The sequence below is a fragment of the Kitasatospora sp. NPDC001095 genome (genome assembly GCF_053598615.1).
In genome coordinates this window covers 21,600-40,492 of sequence record NZ_JBSFKQ010000008.1, presented here as the reverse complement: position 1 = coordinate 40,492, position 18,893 = coordinate 21,600, and the positions used below count along the sequence as shown (strand labels likewise).

The 18,893-nt window shown below is 74.7% G+C and carries 20 protein-coding genes and 1 pseudogene; 9 read left to right on the top strand and 12 right to left on the bottom strand.

Features of this window, described 5'->3' with window-relative positions:
- Positions 1-17: 17 nt before the first annotated feature.
- From ACWDBB_RS10075 to ACWDBB_RS10065, 3 genes are read right to left on the bottom strand one after another with little or no spacing between them, the layout of a single operon-like run.
- Positions 18-917 carry a DUF4097 family beta strand repeat-containing protein gene (locus ACWDBB_RS10075; protein WP_449789126.1) on the bottom strand — a complete coding sequence of 300 codons (900 nt, stop codon included), beginning with the start codon at positions 915-917 and terminating at the stop codon, positions 18-20.
- A gap of 2 nt (positions 918-919) precedes the next feature.
- Positions 920-1,564: a response regulator gene (locus ACWDBB_RS10070; protein ID WP_449789125.1), complete on the bottom strand. Its 645-nt coding sequence runs from the start codon at positions 1,562-1,564 to the stop codon at positions 920-922.
- Positions 1,552-2,766: a histidine kinase gene (locus tag ACWDBB_RS10065; RefSeq protein ID WP_449789124.1), complete on the bottom strand. Its 1,215-nt coding sequence runs from the start codon at positions 2,764-2,766 to the stop codon at positions 1,552-1,554. The genes ACWDBB_RS10070 and ACWDBB_RS10065 overlap by 13 nt, the downstream gene beginning before the upstream one ends.
- 135 nt (positions 2,767-2,901) lie before the next feature.
- Here ACWDBB_RS10065 and ACWDBB_RS10060 point away from each other — a divergent pair, with 135 nt between their 5' ends.
- Complete coding sequence (locus ACWDBB_RS10060; protein ID WP_449789123.1) at positions 2,902-3,471, top strand: hypothetical protein; 570 nt, start codon at positions 2,902-2,904, stop codon at positions 3,469-3,471.
- On the top strand, positions 3,468-3,854 hold the full coding sequence (locus ACWDBB_RS10055; protein WP_449789122.1) for a hypothetical protein: 387 nt from the start codon (positions 3,468-3,470) through the stop codon (positions 3,852-3,854). Before ACWDBB_RS10060 ends, ACWDBB_RS10055 begins: the two co-directional genes overlap by 4 nt.
- Before the next feature lie 15 nt (positions 3,855-3,869).
- Here ACWDBB_RS10055 and ACWDBB_RS10050 read toward each other — a convergent pair whose 3' ends face one another.
- On the bottom strand, positions 3,870-4,805 hold the full coding sequence (locus ACWDBB_RS10050) for a helix-turn-helix transcriptional regulator (RefSeq protein ID WP_449789121.1): 936 nt from the start codon (positions 4,803-4,805) through the stop codon (positions 3,870-3,872).
- 102 nt (positions 4,806-4,907) lie between these two features.
- Here ACWDBB_RS10050 and ACWDBB_RS10045 point away from each other — a divergent pair, with 102 nt between their 5' ends.
- Positions 4,908-6,398 (top strand): MFS transporter, encoded by a 1,491-nt coding sequence (locus ACWDBB_RS10045; protein ID WP_449789120.1) that lies wholly within the window; start codon positions 4,908-4,910, stop codon positions 6,396-6,398.
- Between the two features lie 183 nt (positions 6,399-6,581).
- Here ACWDBB_RS10045 and ACWDBB_RS10040 read toward each other — a convergent pair whose 3' ends face one another.
- Positions 6,582-7,484, bottom strand: coding sequence for an alpha/beta fold hydrolase (locus ACWDBB_RS10040; protein WP_449789119.1), 903 nt, complete (start codon positions 7,482-7,484; stop codon positions 6,582-6,584).
- Positions 7,485-7,554: 70 nt separating this feature from the next.
- The gene (locus ACWDBB_RS10035) at positions 7,555-7,917 is read right to left on the bottom strand and encodes a MerR family transcriptional regulator (RefSeq protein ID WP_449789118.1); all 363 of its coding nucleotides are present in this window, start codon (positions 7,915-7,917) and stop codon (positions 7,555-7,557) included.
- A 79-nt stretch (positions 7,918-7,996) separates the two neighbouring features.
- Between ACWDBB_RS10035 and ACWDBB_RS10030 the strand changes: the two genes are divergently transcribed.
- Positions 7,997-9,217 carry an MFS transporter gene (locus tag ACWDBB_RS10030; protein WP_449789117.1) on the top strand — a complete coding sequence of 407 codons (1,221 nt, stop codon included), beginning with the start codon at positions 7,997-7,999 and terminating at the stop codon, positions 9,215-9,217.
- An 879-nt stretch (positions 9,218-10,096) separates the two neighbouring features.
- On the opposite strand, the gene ACWDBB_RS10025 is transcribed toward ACWDBB_RS10030, so the two are convergent.
- Positions 10,097-10,276: a hypothetical protein gene (locus ACWDBB_RS10025; RefSeq protein WP_392920249.1), complete on the bottom strand. Its 180-nt coding sequence runs from the start codon at positions 10,274-10,276 to the stop codon at positions 10,097-10,099.
- Between ACWDBB_RS10025 and ACWDBB_RS10020 the strand changes: the two are divergent.
- Positions 10,254-10,538: pseudogene (locus ACWDBB_RS10020) on the top strand (phosphatase PAP2 family protein); the annotation flags it as partial. The gene ACWDBB_RS10025 and the pseudogene ACWDBB_RS10020 overlap by 23 nt on opposite strands.
- Before the next feature lie 183 nt (positions 10,539-10,721).
- Here the strand turns inward: ACWDBB_RS10020 and ACWDBB_RS10015 are convergent.
- The 4 genes from ACWDBB_RS10015 to ACWDBB_RS10000 all read right to left on the bottom strand — a co-directional run bounded on the left by ACWDBB_RS10015 (position 10,722) and on the right by ACWDBB_RS10000 (position 14,916).
- Entirely contained in the window at positions 10,722-11,426 is a 705-nt protein-coding gene (locus ACWDBB_RS10015) for a response regulator (RefSeq protein ID WP_449789116.1), read from the bottom strand.
- A gap of 61 nt (positions 11,427-11,487) precedes the next feature.
- Positions 11,488-13,023 (bottom strand): sensor histidine kinase, encoded by a 1,536-nt coding sequence (locus tag ACWDBB_RS10010; RefSeq protein WP_449789115.1) that lies wholly within the window; start codon positions 13,021-13,023, stop codon positions 11,488-11,490.
- A gap of 199 nt (positions 13,024-13,222) precedes the next feature.
- The gene (locus ACWDBB_RS10005) at positions 13,223-14,353 is read right to left on the bottom strand and encodes a serine hydrolase domain-containing protein (protein WP_449789114.1); all 1,131 of its coding nucleotides are present in this window, start codon (positions 14,351-14,353) and stop codon (positions 13,223-13,225) included.
- 116 nt (positions 14,354-14,469) lie between these two features.
- Positions 14,470-14,916 carry an Lrp/AsnC family transcriptional regulator gene (locus ACWDBB_RS10000; protein WP_449789113.1) on the bottom strand — a complete coding sequence of 149 codons (447 nt, stop codon included), beginning with the start codon at positions 14,914-14,916 and terminating at the stop codon, positions 14,470-14,472.
- Positions 14,917-15,009: 93 nt separating this feature from the next.
- Between ACWDBB_RS10000 and ACWDBB_RS09995 the strand changes: the two genes are divergently transcribed.
- Together ACWDBB_RS09995 and ACWDBB_RS09990 are read left to right on the top strand one after the other, a co-directional pair.
- Entirely contained in the window at positions 15,010-15,819 is an 810-nt protein-coding gene (locus tag ACWDBB_RS09995) for an LLM class flavin-dependent oxidoreductase (protein WP_449789112.1), read from the top strand.
- Positions 15,816-16,274, top strand: a complete 459-nt coding sequence (locus ACWDBB_RS09990; RefSeq protein ID WP_449789111.1) for a nucleoside deaminase — start codon at positions 15,816-15,818, stop codon at positions 16,272-16,274. The genes ACWDBB_RS09995 and ACWDBB_RS09990 overlap by 4 nt, the downstream gene beginning before the upstream one ends.
- Here ACWDBB_RS09990 and ACWDBB_RS09985 read toward each other — a convergent pair.
- Positions 16,271-16,711, bottom strand: coding sequence for a hypothetical protein (locus ACWDBB_RS09985; protein WP_449789110.1), 441 nt, complete (start codon positions 16,709-16,711; stop codon positions 16,271-16,273). The genes ACWDBB_RS09990 and ACWDBB_RS09985 overlap by 4 nt on opposite strands.
- Before the next feature lie 189 nt (positions 16,712-16,900).
- On the opposite strand from ACWDBB_RS09985, the gene ACWDBB_RS09980 reads away from it, so the two are divergent.
- Both ACWDBB_RS09980 and ACWDBB_RS09975 read left to right on the top strand, forming a co-directional pair.
- Positions 16,901-17,515 carry a DUF6939 family protein gene (locus tag ACWDBB_RS09980; protein ID WP_449789109.1) on the top strand — a complete coding sequence of 205 codons (615 nt, stop codon included), beginning with the start codon at positions 16,901-16,903 and terminating at the stop codon, positions 17,513-17,515.
- Positions 17,516-17,718: 203 nt separating this feature from the next.
- On the top strand, positions 17,719-18,825 hold the full coding sequence (locus ACWDBB_RS09975; protein WP_449789108.1) for a threonine aldolase family protein: 1,107 nt from the start codon (positions 17,719-17,721) through the stop codon (positions 18,823-18,825).
- Positions 18,826-18,893: the final 68 nt, after the last annotated feature.

Below are 18,893 nucleotides of genomic sequence, written 5' to 3'. Positions count from 1 at the left end.
GCTCCGGGGCGCCCCCGCTACAGGACCGACGGCGCCGTGGCGGCCTCCGGTGCCGAGGTGGGCTTCGGCGTGGAGGTGGGCTCCGGCGCCGAGGAGTGCTCGGCCGGTTCCGACGGCTCCGGCGGCCCCGGGTGCTCCGAGCGCGACGGCGCCGGGACGATGGTGATCGCCCCGGAGGTGACCGCGACGTGCACCCGGCTCGGGCTCGCGGAGTCCGCCAGCACCGGATCGATCCGGCCGTTGCCGCTGCCGATCTCGCTGGAGACGGCGTACCGGCTGTCCTTCGGCAGCGCCAGCTCCACCGAACCGGAGGTCGCCGTGGTGTCCACCTCCTGGGGGGCCTGCGCGAAGCCCAGCTGCACCGAGCCCGTGGTGACCCGTGCCGTCACCCGCCGGACGCTCAGGTTCGAGCCCTGCACCAGACCGGAGGTGGCGTGCACGGACACGTTCCCGGAGGTGTCGGCGAGCAGCAGCTGGCCGGAGGTCAGCTCCATCCGCACGTCCCCGCTCAGGCCCTCCACCTGGACGGTGCCCGAGCCCACCGAGCCGGTCACCTCGGTCGCGGCCGGCACCTCCAGCTCGATCTCGGCGCCGCAGCCGAAGTCCGCGAACGGCAGGACCTGCCGGCAGCGCAGCCCGACCGTGAGCACGCCGTCGTCGAAGACGGTGGACACCACCGGCTTGCGCACCAGCCAGTCCAGGCTCTGCCGGACCACCACGTGGCCCTCCTGCCCGGCCCGCACCCGGACCGCCGCGTTGCCGGTCTCCAGCTGGAGCCGGTGGATCGCCATGTCGTACGGCCGGCTGGTGCTGGTGCGCTGCTGCACCACCATCGACCAGGTCTGCAGTCCGGCACCGATCATGGCCAGGACGACCACGACCGTCCCGGCGGCCCGCCAGGCCCTCACCCCCTTCACGGCTACCCGACCTCCAGGAAGCGCAGCACCGCCATCACCCGGCGGTGGCTGTCCTCGGCCGGCGGCAGGTCGAGCTTGGTGAAGATCGAGTTGATGTGCTTGGCCACCGCACTGTCGCTGACCACCAGCGAGCCCGCGATCGCGGCGTTGGAACGGCCCTCCGCCATCAGGGCGAGCACGTCGCGCTCGCGCGGGGTCAGCTTCTCCAGCGGGTCCCGGTGGCGGCGCACCAGCAGCTGGGCGACCACCTCCGGGTCCAGCGCGGTGCCGCCCTCGGCGACGCGCTGGAGCGCGTCCACGAAGTCGTCCACATTGGCCACCCGCTGCTTGAGCAGGTAGCCGACACCGCTGGTGTTGGTCGCCAGCAGGTCCGCGGCGTAGCGCTCCTCCACGAACTGGGAGAGCAGCAGGACGGCGGTGTCCGGCCACTGCCGGCGGATCACCATCGCCGCCTTCACCCCCTCGTCGTGGAACCCCGGGGGCATCCGGACGTCGGCCACCACCACCTTCGGGCGGTGCTCCTCGACGGCGGCCAGCAGTTCCACGGCGTCCCCGACGGCGGCCACGACCTCGAAGCCCACCGCCTCCAGGACCTTGACCAGGCCGACCCTCAGCAGGACCGAGTCCTCGGCGATCACAGCGCGCACGGCAACTCCACGGTGATGGTGGTGGGGCCCCCGAGGGGGCTGAGAACGGACAGCGTGCCGTCGACCGAGGCGGCGCGCTTGCGCAGACCGGTGAGCCCGGTGCCGCGCGAGGGGTCCGCGCCGCCCACGCCGTCGTCGCTGATGACCAGGCGCAGCCGGCCGTCGGCCGTCCGCACCGAGAGGTCGACGCGGTTCGCCCTGGCGTGCTTGGCCACGTTGGTGAGCGCCTCGGAGACGGTGAAGTAGGCGACCGCCTCGACGGTGGGGGCGACCTGCTCGGAGAGGTCGACGTCCAGGCGCACCGGCAACGGAGCACGGGCGGCGACGCCGGACAGCGCCGCGTCCAGGCCGCGGTCCTCCAGGACGGCGGGGTGCAGGCCGCGGACCAGGTCGCGCAGCTCGTCGATGGCCGCCTGGGCCTCCTCGTGCGCGTCGACGATCACCTGCATCACCTCGGGCGGCACGTCCTTGAGGGTGCGCCGGGCCAGGCCCAGGTTCATCGCGAGGGAGGTGAGCCGCTGCTGGGCGCCGTCGTGCAGGTCGCGCTCGATCCGGCGGCGCTCGGCGTCCACCGCGTCGACCAGCCCGGCCCGGCTCTCGGCGATCTCCTCGACCCGCCGCTCCAGCGCCTCCGCCCGGTCCGGACCGAGCAGCCGCCGGGCCACCCACACCTCCAGCCAGGCCAGTCGCGTCCCCACCGGGGGCAGCACCGCCAGCAGCACCACCCCGCCGAGGGTGAGCAGGACGTCCTCCCCGGCCAGGCCGGCGCGCAGCGCGGTGCCGGCGGGCAGCAGCCAGATCCAGCCGTACACGGTGGCCAGCACCACGGCGGCCGCCCAGGCGTACAGCACCGCCAGCGCGCCCGCCGCGAGCAGCGGCCCGGCCACCAGGTGGTGCAGGGCCTGGCGCCAGGTCATCCCCAGCAGCCAGACCTGACGCCCCGTCGGCGGGCGCAGCGGCGGCACCTCCACCCCCCTCAGGGCGCGCAGCCGGCCGCGCTGGAGGGCGGTCAACGGGCGGGCGCAGAGCAGGACGGCGGCGAGCAGCGGGAAGAGCAGGCTCGACTCGGTGACGGCCAGCCAGACCGGCAGCGCCATGGGTATTCCGGCGGCGGTGAAGCGGACGTCCCGCCAGGCCTCGGGCGACCACGGTGGGCGCCGGAGGCTCCTGACGAGCGCTCGGCGCAACGTGGTGGAGGGCATGCCGGACAGCGTAGGGCTCCGTGATCACGGGCCGCCATGAAGGGGGGTTCCGGGTGGGGGTGTAGCCAGGTACACCCCCGATTAGGTGTGGGGCACTACCGACAGGACGGGGGTCCCGGCGGAAGGCTTGAGGGCATGACGAGCACTGCATCGCACTCCGCCACTCCGCCGCACGGGCGGCCCGGCCCCGGGGGTGCTTCCGGAACGCCGGCGGCGGACGTGGCGCTGCCGGAGGGGGCGCAGCCGGAGGGGGCGCCGCCTGACGTGGAGTCGGTGTCGGCGGCGGACGGCACGCTGCCGGCCGGGGCCGGGCCCTGGTCGGTCCGCAGCGTGCGGTCAGGACGCGGCCGGGCCGCGCTGGAGCTTTACCAGCACGGGGAGTTGACCGACGTCCTGGTCGCCGCCCGGCTCACCGCACAGCTGCTGCGCGGTGCCCGGCACTGCCCGTCCGCCGGGCGGAGCCGGCACGTACTGGCCTGGGGTCGGCTGGCCGCCGACGGTGCGGCGCCCGCGGTGGAGTTCACCGGGCGGCGGCCGTTCCGCCGGGTGCGGTCGACGGCCGAGGTGGTCACGGTGGCCGGGCGGTTCTGGATCGCCTGGGCCGAGGGGCCGTTCGACGCGGTACGGGTCGAACACCCGGCGGGCGGGGCCGCCGAGCGGCTGCCGCTGGAGCGGGTGCGGAGCCTGGGCCGGGGTGCCGCGTGACCACCGCCGTCCTCGCCGCCCGCCCCGCCCCCTCGTACGTCCTGCCCGCGCGCTTCGCCCGGCTTCCGGCCCTGGCGGCCGTCGCGCTGCTGCCCTGGCTGGCGGTCCTCGCCGTCTGCCACGAGACCCCGTGGGTCGTGCTCGACCTCACCGAGTTCGCCGCCCTGCTCTCGCTGGACGCGCTGCTGCGCCGGCGCAGCCCCGCCGCGCTCTGGGCGGGCGCGGCGGTGGCCCTGCTGCTCACCGGGGACGCGCTGGCCGACATCGCCTGCGCCGGGCCGGGCCACGCGGTGCTCGCCGCGCTGGCCATGGCCACCTGCATCGAACTGCCGCTGGCCGCGGTGTGCCTGTGGCTCGGGCGGGACGCGGCGCTGCGGGCCTAGGCACGGGTGGGCCGGTCAGGCGCGGGTGGGCAGCAGGTCCATCAGCGCGCGGGTCTCGTCGTCCAGCGGGGTGTACGTGATCATCCGCGTCCCCAGCTGCGGGCTGAGCCAGAAGTTGGTGTACTCACAGCGCAACAGGCCGACGCCCGGCACCTGGAAGCGCTTGATCCCGTTGCCCGGCCGCATCACGTCGTGCCGCTGCCAGAGCTCCGCGAACTCCGGCGAGGCCTTGAGCATCCGGGCCAGCAGCGCCTTCCAGGCCGGCTCCGAGCCGTGGTCGGCCATCGCCGAGCGGAACCGGGCCACGATGCCGAGGCGCTCGGTGCGGTAGTCCACCAGCACCTCGCGGAACTGCGAGGGCGTGAACGCCATCCACATCAGGTTCCGGTCCGCGGGGGCCAGTTCGTCGAGATCGCCGACGATCGCGGTGTACTGGGCGTTGTACGCCAGCACGTCGTAGCGGGAGTTGACCACCATGGCGGGGAACGGCGCCAGCTGCTCCAGCAGCAGCCGTACGCCCGGGGTCACCGAGGGGCAGTCCCGCACCGGCGCCGGGTCCTCCGCGCCGGCCAGGGTGAACAGGTGGGCGCGCTCGCTCGGATCCAACAGCAGCGCCCGGGCCACCGAGTCCAGCACCTGGGTGGACACCTGGATGTCCCGTCCCTGTTCCAGCCACGTGTACCAGGTCACCCCGACCGCGGCGAGCTGCGCGACCTCCTCCCGGCGCAGCCCCGGCGTCCGGCGGCGGCCGGTCATCGGCAGGCCCACCTGCTCGGGCGCCAGGCGCTCGCGGCGGCTGCGCAGGAACCCGGCCAGCTCGTGGCGGCGGGCGTCGTCGGGGGTGGCCGGGCCCGGACCGGTCGGACCGGCTGAACCGGTCGAACCGGTGCGGGCTCGCGCGGGGCCGGCCGGACCGGTGCGGGCTTGCGCGGGAGGCGTGGCGAGACTCATGCTCCCCAGCATGCGGCAGCCGTCAGCCTGTTGCCAGGTACTTCTTATACCTGGATAACCACACTCTGGTACCAGGGTACGGAGCGACGGATCGTATGACCCGTGACCCAACAACTCGCCGTCGCCCCCGCATCGGCCCGCACCGCCACCACTCCGGGCACCGCGGCCGCCCGTACCACCTCGCCCGGCTCCGCCGGACCCGCCGGACCCGCCGCCACCCTCGGCACCGCCGGCCTGGTCACCGTGCTGCTCGGCGCCTTCCTGCCGATGCTCGACTTCTTCATCGTCAACGTCGCCCTGCCCACCATCGACCACGACCTGGCCGCCGGGCCCGCCGTCCTCGAACTGGTCGCCGCCGGCTACGGCATCGCCTTCGCCGTGCTGCTCGTCCTCGGCGGGCGCCTCGGCGACAACTACGGCCGCCGCCGGCTCTTCGTCGTCGGAGCCGTCGCCTTCGCCCTCACCTCGCTGGCCTGCGGCCTCGCCCCCGGCGCGTGGTCCCTGGTCGCCGCCCGGGCCGCCCAGGGCGCCTCGGCCGCGCTGCTGATCCCGCAGGTGCTCGGCACCATCACCGCCGCCACCGAGGGCGCCCGGCGCGGCCGCGCGCTCAGCGTCTACGGCGCCGTCGGCGGGATCTCGGTGGTGATCGGGCAGGTGCTCGGCGGAATGCTGGTCGCCGCCGACCTGTTCGGCACCGGCTGGCGCTCGGTGTTCCTGCTGAACGTGCCGTTCGCGCTGCTCGCCGTGGTGCTCGCGGTCCGCTACGTCCCGGAGAACAGGGCCGCCACGGCCGCCCGGGTCGACGTCCCCGGCACCGTCCTGCTCACCGCCACCCTGCTCTCCCTGCTCATCCCGCTGATGGAGGGCCGGGCCGCCGGCTGGCCGCTCTGGTCCTGGGTGCTGCTGGCGCTGTTCCCCGTCCTCGCCGTCGCCTTCGGCGTCGTCGAGCGCCGCGCCGAGCGGCGCGGGGACACCCCGCTGGTGCCGCCGTCCCTGCTGCGCATCCCGGAGATGCGGCGCGGCCTCGGCATCGCACTGCCCTACTTCGCCGGCTTCGGCGGCTTCATGTTCGTCATCGCGGTCGCGCTCCAGCAGGGCCTCCGGCTCGGCCCGGTCGCGGCGGGCTGGGCGCTCGTCCCGATGGCGGTCGGCTACTTCTCCGCCTCGCTCGCCGGGCCGCGGCTGATCGGCCGCTGGGGCAGCCGGGTGCTCAGCGCGGGCGCCGTCGTCCAGGCCACCGGCCTCGGCACCCTCGCCCTGACCGTCCTGGCCGACTGGGCGCACTTCTCCCCGCTCCGGATGGCCCCGGGCGTCGCCCTCGCCGGCATCGGGCAGGGTCTGATCGGCACCCCGCTGTTCCGGGTCGTCCTCGCCAAGGTGCCGGCCGCCCGGGCCGGCGTCGGCAGCGGTGTCCTCGCCACCGGCCAGCAGTCCAGCCTCGCCCTGGGCGTCGCCACCCTCGGCACCCTCTACCTCTCGCTCTCCCCCGTCCTGGGCATGGACCGGGCCCTCGCGCTGTGCCTGGGCATCCAGCTCCTCGGCTCCTTCACCATCCTGTACCTGACCACCCGGCTTCCCCGCTCCATCGGGTGACCCCGGGCATCCGGGGTCCGGGCTGCGGCGGGGCGGCGTCGGCGACGGCGACGGCTCGGCGAACGGCCTCGTGACCGGGACGACCGGTCGCGGGGCCGTCGGCGTTCCCTCGGCTTCCCGGTGGCTTTCCCGGTGGCTTTCCCGGTGGCTTTCCTGGCGGCGCGGGTCTCAGTGGCGCGGGTCTCAGTGGCGCGGGCTTCGGTGGGGGCCGAGCCGGTCGAGCCAGTGGCCGAACAGGGTGCGGACGGCTCCGGCGGCCTCGACCTGGGGGTTGTGGCCGACGCCGTCGAGGACGGCGGCGGCCATCCGGGGGTAGTGGTCGAGCAGGGCGAGCTGGTCGCGCCAGCCGACCAGGGCGTCCTGCCGGGTGGTGACCAGCAGGTGGTGGCCGCGGTGCTGCGGGGCCCGGTGTTCGGGCCAGTGCGGCAGCAGGAAGTCGGCTTCGAGTTCGGCGGCGGCCTCCCGGTCGTGCGCCTCCCAGCCGGGCCGGACGTAGCGCTCGAAGAGCTCCCGACTCGCCTCGGTGTGGCGGGCCATGACGTACCGGAACAGCTCGCGGCCGGCGGCCGGGAGACGGGCGAGGAGGTCCTCGTCGCGTTCGACCACGGACTCCTCGGGCAGCACCCGGTCGGCGCCCCAGCGCACCACCGGCACCAACAGCGCCGAGCCCAGCACCTGTTCGCCGAACCGCGCGGTCACCGCCCGGGCCAGCTGGCCGCCGAAGGACTGGCCGACCACGGCGAAGGGGCGACGGCCGACCTGCTCCTCGATCCACCCGGAGACGGCCTCGGCCAGGGCACTCGCCGAGGCCGGGCCCGGCAGCCGGGGGCTGCTGCCGTGGCCGGGGAGGTCGAGGTAGAGGCGGCGCCAGCCGGGGCGGTCGGCGAAGGCGGGTTCGAGCGGCAGCAGGACGCGGTGGTCGACGGTGTAGCCGTGGATCAGGACGATCGGGGTGCCGTCGCCGAAGGCGGTGTGGCGGATCGCGGAGCCGGTCGCGTCGGCCGCGTCAGTCGCACCGGTCGCGTCAGTCGCGTGGTTCGTGTCGTTGGTGTCGTTGGTGTCGTTCGTGTCGTTCGTGTCGGTCATGACGACAGCGTCCAACGCTGACACCGGTGGCAAGGTCAAGCGGCGGTTCCGACAGCCGGTCCAGGAGAGTTCAGGAGAGGCTCTTGACCACGTCCAGGTACTCCCGGATGGCGTCCCGGTTGCGCGTCAGGCACAGGATCCGGCGGGTCATCCGGTCCGTCTCGGTCTCCAGGGCGGTGAGCATCTCCGGTGTGGCGTCGGCGAAGTGGATCGTCCGCGGGGTGTCCAGGCAGGGCAGGATCTGCTTGATGATCCGGGTCGGCAGCCCCGCGTCCAACAGCCCGCGGATCTGCAGCACCCGGTCCACGAGGTACTCGTCGTACGCGCGGTAGCCGTTCGCCTCGCGGCGCGGCGTGATCAGCCCCTGCTGCTCGTAGTAGCGCAGCAGGCGCGGAGTGGTCTCCGCCCGCCGGGCGAGTTCGCCGATGCGCATGTGTGACCATCCTCACCCCCGGGCCGGCGCCCTCCCGGCTGGACCTTGACACGGATGTCAACGATAAACGATCGGGCCCATGCCCACTCCTGAACTCCACACCCCCGCGCGGCCGGTGGCCGCGGCACCGAGGCTGCCCTGGCCCGCGCTGCTGGCCATGAGCGCCGGCGGGTTCGTCACGATCATGACCGAGGCCCTGCCCGCCGGGGTGCTGCCCGCGATGAGTGCCGACCTCGGCGTCGGCCAGTCCGCCACCGGGCAGTCCGTCACGCTCTACGCGGTCGGCTCCATCGCGGCCGCCGTCCCGCTGACCGCCGTCACCGGCCGCCTGCCACGCAAGCCCCTGCTGCTGGTCGCCGTCGGAGGCTTCGCCGCGGCCAACGCCGTCACCGCCGTCTCGCCGAGCTATCCGCTCACCATGGCCGCCCGGTTCGCGGCCGGCCTGGTCGCCGGGCTGCTCTGGGCGCTGCTGGCCGGGTACGCCCGGGGCATCGTCGCCCCGGAGCAGCGCGGGCGGGCGACGGCCGTCGCCATGACCGGCTCGACGGTCGCCCTGTCGGTGGGCGTTCCCGCCGGCACCCTGCTGGCAAGCCTGGTGGGCTGGCGGGCCACCTTCGGGCTGATGAGCGCGATCGCCCTGGCGCTGACCGGCTGGATGCTGCTCGTGCTGCCGGAACCGCCCGGCCGGGCCGACCGGGCCCGGACTCCGGTCCGGCGGGTGCTGCGGACGCCGGGCGTCGCCGCCGTACTGGCCGTCACGGCGACCTTCGTGCTCGCCCACAACGTCCTCTACACGTACGTCGCAGCGCTGCTCGCACCACTGGGGCTCGCCGGCCGGACGGACACCGTCCTGCTCGTCATCGGGCTGTCCTCGCTGGCGAGCATCCTCGGCACGGGCGCCCTGATCGACCGGCACCTGCGGCCGCTGACCATCGCCGCCTCCGTCCTCCTCGCCGCCGCCGCACTGCTCATCGCCGCCGCCCTGCTCGGCGCGGACGGCCGGCCCGTCTACGCGGCCGCCGCGCTCTGGGGCCTCGGCTTCGGCGGCGCCGCCACCCTCCTCCAGACCGCCGTCGCCGACGCGGCCGGGCCGGCCGGGGACATCGCCCAGTCGCTGCTCGTCACCTGCTGGAACCTCGGCATCGCGGTCGGCGGCCTGGCCGGCGGCCTCCTCCTCGACCACGCCGGGCCGACGGCTCTGCCCTGGTCCGCCCTCGTCCTGCTGGCCGCCGCACTGACCGTCACCCTCGGCGGACGGCGCCACGCCTTCCCGACGCGGGGTGAGCACTCTTCCGTGTGAAATCGACGCACGTTCCTCGTGGCCGCCGCACGGCCCGCGCACTGTCGGCCGCATGAAAGCCAACGCCTCCGATCGCCGACTCCGCGCCATGGACTGCGAGTTGATCGACGGAGTCGCGGCCGGCGAAGGCACGGGGACCGCCCGCGACGGGCGGCTGATCGCCGCCGTCCCGCCGTCCCGTCGGCCGGCCCCGAGCGGCGGGTACGGGCGGACCTCGTTCGCGACGGCACCATCGGCCCGGAGAACGCCGCCACCGCACCCGGCCCGGCCGACTGGGCGCAGCCCGGGGCAGCACCGGGCTCGTGTCGGCCTCCGGGGCCCTGCTCGCCCTGCGGGAGGAGGATCGTTGACCTGCCTCGACTCCCGTGATCCTCAAGCTCCTGGCACCTGAGAACAGCGACGGCCGCGCCGGACCAGGTCGAGGTGCCGTGGGCGCCGCTCCGGGCCGGTGCACCGCAGGAGTCATCGGCAGGTCGGCCGACCTGCCGATCGTCCGCTCCGCGTCCGCCGCCCTGCCCCACCCGCTTCGACGGCCCCGGCAGGATCGCACCGCTCGTCCTGGCAGCCGCTGTTCGCCCGCCCGGCCCCTCCGCCCGGCTCGACCAGCGGTGTCAACCCTGACCATCGTCATGGTCGTTGCCTGACTTTCGGGTCGGGTGGAAAGGGCTCCTCGGCTTCTACCGTCCGGACCATGACGTACACGGACAGGAAATCCAGGAGGTCCGCGGCCGGCCGAAGGGTCCGGACCGCGGGGGCGGGCAGGCCCGTCCCGGCCGCGGCCCTGCTCTGCGCGGGGGCCGGGGTGGTGGCGTGGCTGGCGCCGGAGCGGGGTGGTGGGGCGGGGCCGGTGCGGGTGTCGGCCGGGTGGTCGGCGGCCGGCTACCGGCGGGTGGCGGAGGCCGTCGCCGATGCCCCGCGTGCGGTGGCCTCGCTGCTGGAGCCGGCCACCGAGGTGGGGTTGCTGGTGCTGGGGCTGCTGCTGGCGTTCTGCTGGTGGACGGCCCGGGCCCGGCGGGCCGCCGGGGCGGTCGCGGGGGTGGCACTGGTCGGGCTGGGCACGGTGCTGGCCTACGGGGCGAGCGAGGTGCTGAAGGTAGTCCTCGACGAGGAGCGGCCCTGCCGGGCTCTGGCCGGGCTGCCGGACCCGGCGGCGGCCGAGTGTCCGCCGCCGGGTGACTGGTCGTTCCCCAGCAACCACGCCACCCTGGCGGTCGCGCTGGCGACGGGACTGGTGCTGCTGCGCCCGCGCTGGGCACTGTCGGCCGTACCTGTCGGCGCTGCCACGGCCGCGCTGCGGGTGGCGGCCGGGGTGCACTATCCGCACGACGTGCTCGCCGGTGCCGCGCTCGGCGGCACGGTCACGGCGGCGGTCGTCCTCGCCCTGCGGCCTGCGGCCACCACCGTGGTGACGGCGCTGACCGAGGTGCCCGTCCTCGGGCGGCTGCTGTCGGCGCCGGCGCTACCGTCGGCCCCGGGCGCGAACTCGGGCTCGGGCGTGACGGTCTCAGTCCCGCGGGCCGCCCCCGCAGGTGGCGCCGAGGGTCAGCCCGGCCTCGTGCGCGAGGACGGCGGCGGCCGCCCGGTTGGCCACGCCCAGCCGCGCCAGGATGGAGCTCACATGGGCCTTCACGGTGCCCTCCACCACCCCCAGCCGGCGGGCGATCTGACCGTTGGACAGCCCGGCGGAGATCAGCGTCAGTACGTCCCGTTCCCGGGTGGTCAGGGCGGCCACCTGTTCCCGGGCTCCGGCGCGCCGGTCGGCGGGGCCGCCGGCTCCGGTGGCGGCCAGGTGGGCGACCACCCGGGCGGCCACCTTGGGTGAGAGGTAGGCCGCACCGCCCGCCACCGCGTGCACCCCGGCGAGCAGTTCCTCGGGCTCTCCGGACTTGATCAGGAAGCCGTTCGCGCCGCCGCTGAGCGCGCGCAGGATGTAGTCGTCCTCACCGAAGGTGGTCAGCATGAGCACTCCGGTCGCCAGACCGTTGCGGCGGATCTCGGCGGCGGCCGTGATGCCGTCCGTCCCGGGCATCCGGATGTCCAGCACGGCGACGTCCGGCCGGTGGCGCCGGACGAGTTCGACGGCCTCCCGGCCGTCCCCGGTCTCGGCGACGACCTCGATGCCCGGGTCGGTGGCGAGCACGGCGCGCAGTCCGGCACGGATCATGGGCTCGTCGTCGGCGAGCAGCACCCGGATCGGTGCGGTGGTCATCGGCGGCTCCTGTCGGTCGCTCGGGACGGATGTGGTGCGGGAAGAGAGGTGCGACGGGAGGTCAGGAGACGAGCACGTCGCGGGAGACGAGCCGGGAGTCCCGGAAGCAGAGCCGGTAGGCGTCGCCGGCCCGGTCCACGAACAGTTGGGCGGTGATGGCGTAGTAGGTGCACGAGACCCCCTCCCCCGACGGCGGCGCCGGTGTCGACGACCCGGCCGGCGGGCGGTACGGCAGCCGGTGGCCCGGCAGCAGGCGCTCGACCGAGGCCTGCTCCTGCCCCACCTGGAGGGAGGCGTAGACCTCCGGGTCCAGCACCGACAGGCTGACCACGTAGAGCGTCCATACTCGCAGGGCCACGGTCAGCAGCACGGCCGTCACCAGCGGGACGAGCACCACGGCGGCCAGTGTTCGCCCCACCCTGCGCCGAGCCTGCCGCAGCTCGCGCACCGGCGAGGGCGGGGCCGCGGGCACCGGCGGGACGGGCCCCGCGGCACGGCGCGGCAGCTCGGCCACGACCTCGAACCCGCCGTCCGGGCGGGCCCGGTGGGCGAAGGTGCCGCCCGCGAGCCGGACGCGCTCGGTCAGGCCGACCAGGCCGCGGCCGCCGGTGGACGGCACGGCGGGCACCGCGGTCTGCGCTGCGGTGGAGATGGAGGTACCGGCGAACGTCTCGACGAACGTCGCGGTGGGCGTTGCGCTGCGAGGGGTTGACCGGGGGGCCGACGACGCCGCGCCGGCACGGGCGCCGGCGGACACGGGCACGGGCCCGTTGACCACCCGGAGGCGGGCGCCGTCCGCCGCGTAGGCCACCTCCACGGTGACGGCCGCCCGCGGTGCGTGCTTGGCGGCGTTGGTCAGCGCCTCCTGCACCACCCGGAAAGCGGCGTGCTCGGTGGCGCGCGGGAGCCCGTCCGGCTCCCCGGTGATCTCCGAGCGGACGTCCAGGCCGGCGGCGGCCGCCTCGGCAACGAGCTGCGGGATGTCCGAGTCCGCGGGCCCGTGGGCCACGGAGGTGCCCTCGCCGTTCTCGTCCCCGGCGCGCAGGATGCCGATCACCTCGCCGAGCCGGTCGACGGCGGCGGCCGCGCCCGCCCGGATCTCCTGGACGGCCTCCCGGTGGGGCTGGGCCAGGCCGGGAGCGAGCTTGAGGGCCCCCGCGCGCAGAGCGATCAGACTGAGGTCGTGCCCGAGGGCGTCGTGCATGTCCTGGGCGATGCGGGCACGTTCACGTAGGCGGGCCTGCTCGGCGACGAGTTGCTGCTCGCGTTCCAACCGCTCGGCCCGCTCCCAGCCGGCGCGCACCAGCTCCTGCGACTGCCGCCAGAACCGGCCCAGCAACCACGGCCCCATCCCGGTGCTCACGGCGAGCGCGATGAACCGCAGGCCCAGAACGATCCAGGAGGGCATCGACCCGACCATGAGCACCCCGGCCGCCACCAGGACGGCGAACACCACCACCGCCGGCCGTACCCGCTCCATCCGCAGCCCGGCCAGGAAGGAGAACCCGATCGCGGGCAGCGCCCACCAGAGGCTGGTGACACCGAGCCCGATACACACCGACGCCACCACGGGCAGCGCCACCCCACTCATCCGCATGCCCACGACCCTATGAGCGCCGCCGTCGATGCGGATCTGTCGAAAGTCATGCCCGGGGCGCCAACCCATGCCCACTACGCGGCGCGCGGGCGGCTCCCCCGCCCAGGACCGCTCGTCCGCGATGTCCGTCCACCACGGCAACGGTGTGATCGACGACGAGGGGAACCGCCACCGCTCCTGCCCCCCGGCCCGGCCCGCGTCAGCGGCACAGGGCGGCGTCGACGACGTCCTCGAGGTGCCGGGTGACGGCGCGGTCGGTCGGGACGGTGGTCACCGCGATGTTCACGGCGCGCCCCTCGTCGGTGACGCCACCGCGGGTCTCGTAGCCCGGGATGTCGCCGCCGTGCCCCCAGTAGACCCCGCCGCAGGAGAGCGGCCGGCTGAAGACGCCCAGTCCGGCGCCGACCCCGTCTCCGATCGGCACCGTGGTGCGCATCTGGGCGAGCTGGGCCGCGGGCAGCAGGCGGTCCGGAACGAGCAGTTCGGTGAAGAACCGGTTGAGGTCCGAGTTGGTGGAGACCATCTGCCCGGCCGCCCAGGCCGCCGACGGGTCCAGCTCCGTGAAGTCGGTCAGCGGCCCGTCGGCGGATTCCCTGCGGTAGCCCTCGGGGTGGGGCTCCCGGATGGTGCGGTCGCCCACGGCCGGGAAGTAGGTGTGCCGCAGCCCGATGCGCCGGACGATCCGCCGGTCGATCTCCTCGGCCAGCGGCCGTCCGGTCACCCGCTGGACGATCAGACCCGCCAGCACGTAGTTGGTGCTGCTGTAGCCGAACTTCTCCCCCGGTGCGGAGGCGGGCTTCTGTCGGAGCGCGAGGTCCAGCAGCTCCCGGGGCTCGAAGTACCGGGAGCGGAGGGAGGCTTCGTCCAGCAGCCCCTCGTAGTCGGGCAGGCCGCTGGTGTGCCGGAGGAGCTGCCGGACGGTGACGCCGCGCCCGTCGACGCCCTCGCCCCGGGCCACCCCGGGCAGGTAGGCGTCGACGGGGGCGTCGAGGTCGATCCTCCCCTCCCCCACCAGCTGGAGCACCACGACGGCGGTGAAGGTCTTGGTGGTGCTGCCGATCCGCACCTGCCCGTCGACGGGGACCTTGGCGCCGGTGGCCAGGTCCCCCACCCCCGCGGTGTGGTCACGGCTTCGGCCACGCCCGTCCCGGACGGTCGCGAGCGCGGCGGGCATCCCGTCCGTTCGCACCAGCGCGTCCAGCCCCCGCTGGACGACGTCCGTCGGGGCCGCGGCCGAACCGGCTGACCCCACCGACCATCCGGACGCGACGGAAACGGCGGTCGAGAGCGTGAGGGCGACTGCCAGGCGGCGGATACGCGAACGACGCACGAGTCGACTCCTTTGGAATCGTGGGGAGTCGAAGACCCCCGGGGCACGATCGCCAGTCTGCTCGCGCGGCATGCGGCCGGCCTCCCCCGATCGAGGGAGCACCGCCCGCCCCGACCTCAGGGCCGACCGGGCCCGCGCAGCGGCAGCGTCCGGCTGTAGACGACGTTCGTGGTGGTGCTGCCGAAGCCGGCCAGCTCGTCCACCAGGGTCTCCAGGTGCTCCATGGAGGTCGCGGCCACCTTCAGCGTGTAGCAGTCGTCGCCGGTGGTGCGCAGGCACTCCAGGATCTCCCGCCGTTCGGCGAGCAGTCGCCGCAGCGGCTCGTGCCGGTTGCCGGGGTACTTCAGCCGGACGACGGCGAGCACCGGATAGCCGACCTTCGAGAGGTCCACCGTCGCGTGGTAGCCGGTGATGACGCCCAGCGACTCCAGGTTCCGCACCCGTTCCGTGGTCGCCGACGGGCTGAGGGACACCCGGCGCCCCAGCTCGCTGAGGGAGATGCGGGCCTCCCGCTGCAGCTGCTCGATGATCGCCCAGTCGGTGTCGTCAAGATTCACGGCCATTCCGGCAATCTACCGGGAGAACCGCGGCCGACGACGGTCGGAACCGGGAAGAGTCCGTTCCGTCCGCCATGATCGCGGGGATAGCCTCGGAGCATGCAACTTGGCGTCAACGTACCGAACTTCGGCCCCGGGACGGACCCCGGCGTGCTGCGCGAGTGGGCCCGGACCGCGGAGGGTCTCGGCTTCGACCTCCTCATGGTGTCGGACCACGTGGCGGTGACCGCGGACGTGGCCGAGCGGTACCCGGAGCCGTTCCACGAGCCGTTCACCACGCTGTCCTGGCTCGCCGCGGTCGCCCCCGGCCTGCGGCTGGGCACGACCGTGCTCGTCCTGCCGTACCGGAACCCGCTGCTGGTGGCACGGATGGCGACCACCCTCGACCGGCTCAGCGGCGGCCGGTTCGTCCTGGGCGTCGGAGTCGGCTGGGCGCGCCGGGAGTTCGACGCCCTCGGCGTGCCGTTCGACGCGCGCGGCAGACTGACCGACGAGCACCTGGAGACCCTGCGGGACACCTGGGCAAACACGTCCGGACACCGGAAGGTGCCGGTCTGGGTCGGCGGCCACAGCGAGGCGGCGCTGCGCCGGGCGGTCCGGTTCGGCGACGCCTGGCACCCGCTGCGGCTCCCCGTCGACCGGATGCGGTCCGTCCTGGCCGAGCACCCGATGCCGGGCTTCGCACCCCGCATCGCCCTGCGGCCGACCGCCACGCCGGTCGACGACCCCGAGCGGCCCGCCGGCGTCGGCACCGTCGAACAGATCCTCGACGACCTCCGCCGGCTGCGCGAACTCGGCGCCGAGACCGTGGTGTTGGACCCCTACCACGGGGACCCGGAGGAGACCCGTCGACCGGAACGGGCCTGGCAGGCCCTCGCCACCGTCGCCACCCACTGGAGGACCGCGTGATCACCGAAGCCGACGAAACCCTCCTGCGCCGCGCCATCGCCATCGCCGTACGGGCGGTCGCCCGGGGCGACGCCCCGTACGGCTCCCTGCTGGCCGGCCCGAACGGCGAGATCCTCGCCGAGGCCCACAACACCGTGCGGCGCGACGACGACATCACGGCCCACCCGGAACTGAAGCTCGCCCGCTGGGCCGCCCGCGAACTCGACCCGGACACCGCCGCGCGCACCACGATGTACACCAGCTGCCAGCCCTGCGGCATGTGCGAAGGGGCCGTCCTCCGCTCCGGCATCGGCCGGGTCGTCCACGCGCTCTCCACGGAGCAACTCGTCGCCCTCAACCCCGACTCGGGCGCCTGGCCGCCGGTGACGACGGACGGCCCGGCCCTGCCCGCCGAAGCCGGTGCCCCGATCTCGGCCTACTACCGGCCCGGTCGGGCCGCAGAGGCCGCTCCCTAGACGAAGACCGTCAGGAGCCAGCCGACGGCCGAGAGTACGGCCGCCGACCCGCCGAGTACGGCCGGTCGGCGGCCGTGCTCGGCGCCCCGGACCCGTTGGAAGGCTGCGACCAGCGGGGCGATCCCCGCGATCGGCAGCACGATCCCGAGCAACAGGCAGTCCGGGCGACCGAACCCGACTCCGCCCAGGAGCAGGAAGACTCCCGCGACCACCGTCGCGAGCCCGACCGCGCACCCGGCGACGACGGTGGCGGCCCGGAAGCCGTCCGGACGGGCGCAGCCGAGCGGCACGGCGCACAGGAGGACGCAGACCGTCACGACCACGGCCGCGATCGAGAGGCGGAGGCCGAACCTCGCCGTGACGAGCAGCATCGGAAAGGCGACCACCGCGATCGCCACCCCGACGAACCCCCGGGCACTCGCCGGAACCGACGCCATGCTTCTCCCCTCCCGCCCCGGGAACCCGTGTCACGATCCACCGGTGTGGACATCGACCGGCCCGGTCCCGGTTCCCGGCCCTGCCGTCGGCGCCGGTGTCGGTGTCGCTCTCGGTTCCGGTTTCGGCGCCGATGTCGGTGGCACCGGGCACACTCGGTGGTCCGCGCCACCGAGAAGGGCAACCCACGGATGCCGATCCACATCGCCGGCCGCCGCCGCACGACAGCCGCACTGAACGCCGCGTTCCCCGGTGCGGAGATCGTCGACGTCACCTCCAAGGCACCGGACCCGTGGGTCCGGCTGAGCCCGTTCTTCCCGCACGGCGGCATCCCCGTCCCGTACGGTGACGGCCTGACCAGCGAGTCGGTGGAGGGGATCTGGCAGGCCCTCAAGGTCTTCCGGGACGCCGACGTCGACCCCGCGAAGCTGCGCATCACCTCGATGAAGGGCCTCAAGCGGACGGTGCGCCGGTTCGGCCCCGTCGAGGGCCACCGAACCGGCCCGCACGGCGACCGGCTCCTGTCGTACGAGACGGCCCGCCGCCGCATCTACCTGCCCGCCTACCGGTGGGTCCTCGAACACCGCACCGCCGACCTGGTCGAGCGGCTCCGGGGGATGGACGAGGTCGTGCTCCTCGACTACACCACCAACGGCGACGTCGCCGACCCCTCCAGCCCCCTGTCCCACGCCGCGCTCATCCGGCTGTACGTCGAGGGCCGCTGGCCCGCCGAGGAGCACCCGGACGCTCCGGCTCCGCGACCGGTCGAACACCCTGCGCCCGAACGCCCTGAGCCCCGAGGCTGAGCCCTCCGGGCCCGTCGGCCGTGTTCCGGGCCCGTCGGCCGTGTTCCGGCTGCGGCACCGCGTCGGCGGGCGGCCGCGTTCCCTCTGTTCCCCACCGACGGCACCGCCCGGGCGGGCGGTGCCGTCGCCCGCTCTGGAACGCCTTCCACCCTCGCCGGGAAAAGCAGTTGGTCCGAACAAACGAGGAGTCCGACAATCGCCGGATGACCGACGACCAGAGCGAGTTCCAGCGGCGCCGCGCAGCCCGCATGACCTGCAAGCGCTTCCTCTCCGCCGACCGCGTCCTCAGCATCCGCGAGCGCCTCGCCCAGCTCTCCGCCTTGGACGGCCTGGACACCTGTCCCGACTTCTACGGCAACGACGGCCCGGTGCGGCAGTTGGAGGAAAGGACCGCCGCACTGCTCGGCAAGGAGGACGCGGTCTTCTTCCCCACCGGGACGATGGCCCAGCAGGTCGCCCTCCGCCACCACGCCGAGCACACCGGCAACACGGCCGTCGCCCTGCACCCGCTCAGCCACATCGAGCGGCACGAGCGCCACGCCTACACCCAGCTCACCGGCCTGCGCGGCCTCTGGCCCACCACCGCGCAACGCCAGCCGACGCCCGAGGAACTCGCCGCGCTGGGCGAACCGTTCGGCACCCTGGCGGTCGAACTCCCGCTGCGCGACCCCGGCTACCTCCTCCCCGACTGGGACGAGCTGACCGCCCTGGTCGCCGCCGCCCGCGAGGCCGGCGCCCGGGTGCACTTCGACGGCGCACGCCTCTGGAACACCACGGTCCACTTCGACAAGCGGCTCGACGAGATCGCCGCCCTCGCCGACAGCGTCTACGTGTCGTACTACAAGGACCTCGGCGGACTCAGCGGAGCCGCCCTCGCCGGCGACGCCGCCCTCACCGCCCACGCCCGCACCTGGCGCCACCGCTACGGCGGCCAGCTCTTCCAGCAGTGGCCCGCCGCTCTCGCCGCCCTCCACGGCCTGGACACGGCGCTGCCCCGCCTGGCCGACTGCACCCGCCACGCGGCCACCCTCGTACCGGCCCTGGCCGCGCTGCCGGGCGCCCGGCTCCACCCGGAGGTCCCGCCCACCCACGAGTTCCAGCTCTGGCTGCCGCACCCGGCCAAGGCCCTGAACGCCGCCCACCTGGCGCTCGCGGAGAAGGAGGACATCTGGTTCGTCTCGTCCTGGCAGGACGCCGCCCCCGGCCTCGCCATGGCCGAAGTCAGCCTCGGCGAGGCGGCGCTGGCATGGACGGCGGCGCAGGTGCGGGAGGTCGGACTGCGCTTCCTGGAGCTGGCCGCCAAGTCCTGACGGAAGGGACCTCCCGAGGCACCGGGCCCGGACTGACCTCCCGTCAGCCGGAACCCGGCCCTTCCGGC

Coding starts and splice junctions, on each gene's coding strand:
- ACWDBB_RS10065 (WP_449789124.1), bottom strand. CDS start 2,766: ATGCCCTCCACCACGTTGCGCCGAGCGCTCGTCAGGAGCCTCCGGCGC.
- ACWDBB_RS10060 (WP_449789123.1), top strand. CDS start 2,902: ATGACGAGCACTGCATCGCACTCCGCCACTCCGCCGCACGGGCGGCCC.
- ACWDBB_RS10050 (WP_449789121.1), bottom strand. CDS start 4,805: ATGAGTCTCGCCACGCCTCCCGCGCAAGCCCGCACCGGTCCGGCCGGC.
- ACWDBB_RS10040 (WP_449789119.1), bottom strand. CDS start 7,484: ATGACCGACACGAACGACACGAACGACACCAACGACACCAACGACACG.
- ACWDBB_RS10035 (WP_449789118.1), bottom strand. CDS start 7,917: ATGCGCATCGGCGAACTCGCCCGGCGGGCGGAGACCACTCCGCGCCTG.
- ACWDBB_RS10030 (WP_449789117.1), top strand. CDS start 7,997: ATGCCCACTCCTGAACTCCACACCCCCGCGCGGCCGGTGGCCGCGGCA.
- ACWDBB_RS10015 (WP_449789116.1), bottom strand. CDS start 11,426: ATGACCACCGCACCGATCCGGGTGCTGCTCGCCGACGACGAGCCCATG.
- ACWDBB_RS10010 (WP_449789115.1), bottom strand. CDS start 13,023: ATGCGGATGAGTGGGGTGGCGCTGCCCGTGGTGGCGTCGGTGTGTATC.
- ACWDBB_RS10000 (WP_449789113.1), bottom strand. CDS start 14,916: ATGGCCGTGAATCTTGACGACACCGACTGGGCGATCATCGAGCAGCTG.
- ACWDBB_RS09995 (WP_449789112.1), top strand. CDS start 15,010: ATGCAACTTGGCGTCAACGTACCGAACTTCGGCCCCGGGACGGACCCC.
- ACWDBB_RS09985 (WP_449789110.1), bottom strand. CDS start 16,711: ATGGCGTCGGTTCCGGCGAGTGCCCGGGGGTTCGTCGGGGTGGCGATC.
- ACWDBB_RS09980 (WP_449789109.1), top strand. CDS start 16,901: ATGCCGATCCACATCGCCGGCCGCCGCCGCACGACAGCCGCACTGAAC.
- ACWDBB_RS09975 (WP_449789108.1), top strand. CDS start 17,719: ATGACCGACGACCAGAGCGAGTTCCAGCGGCGCCGCGCAGCCCGCATG.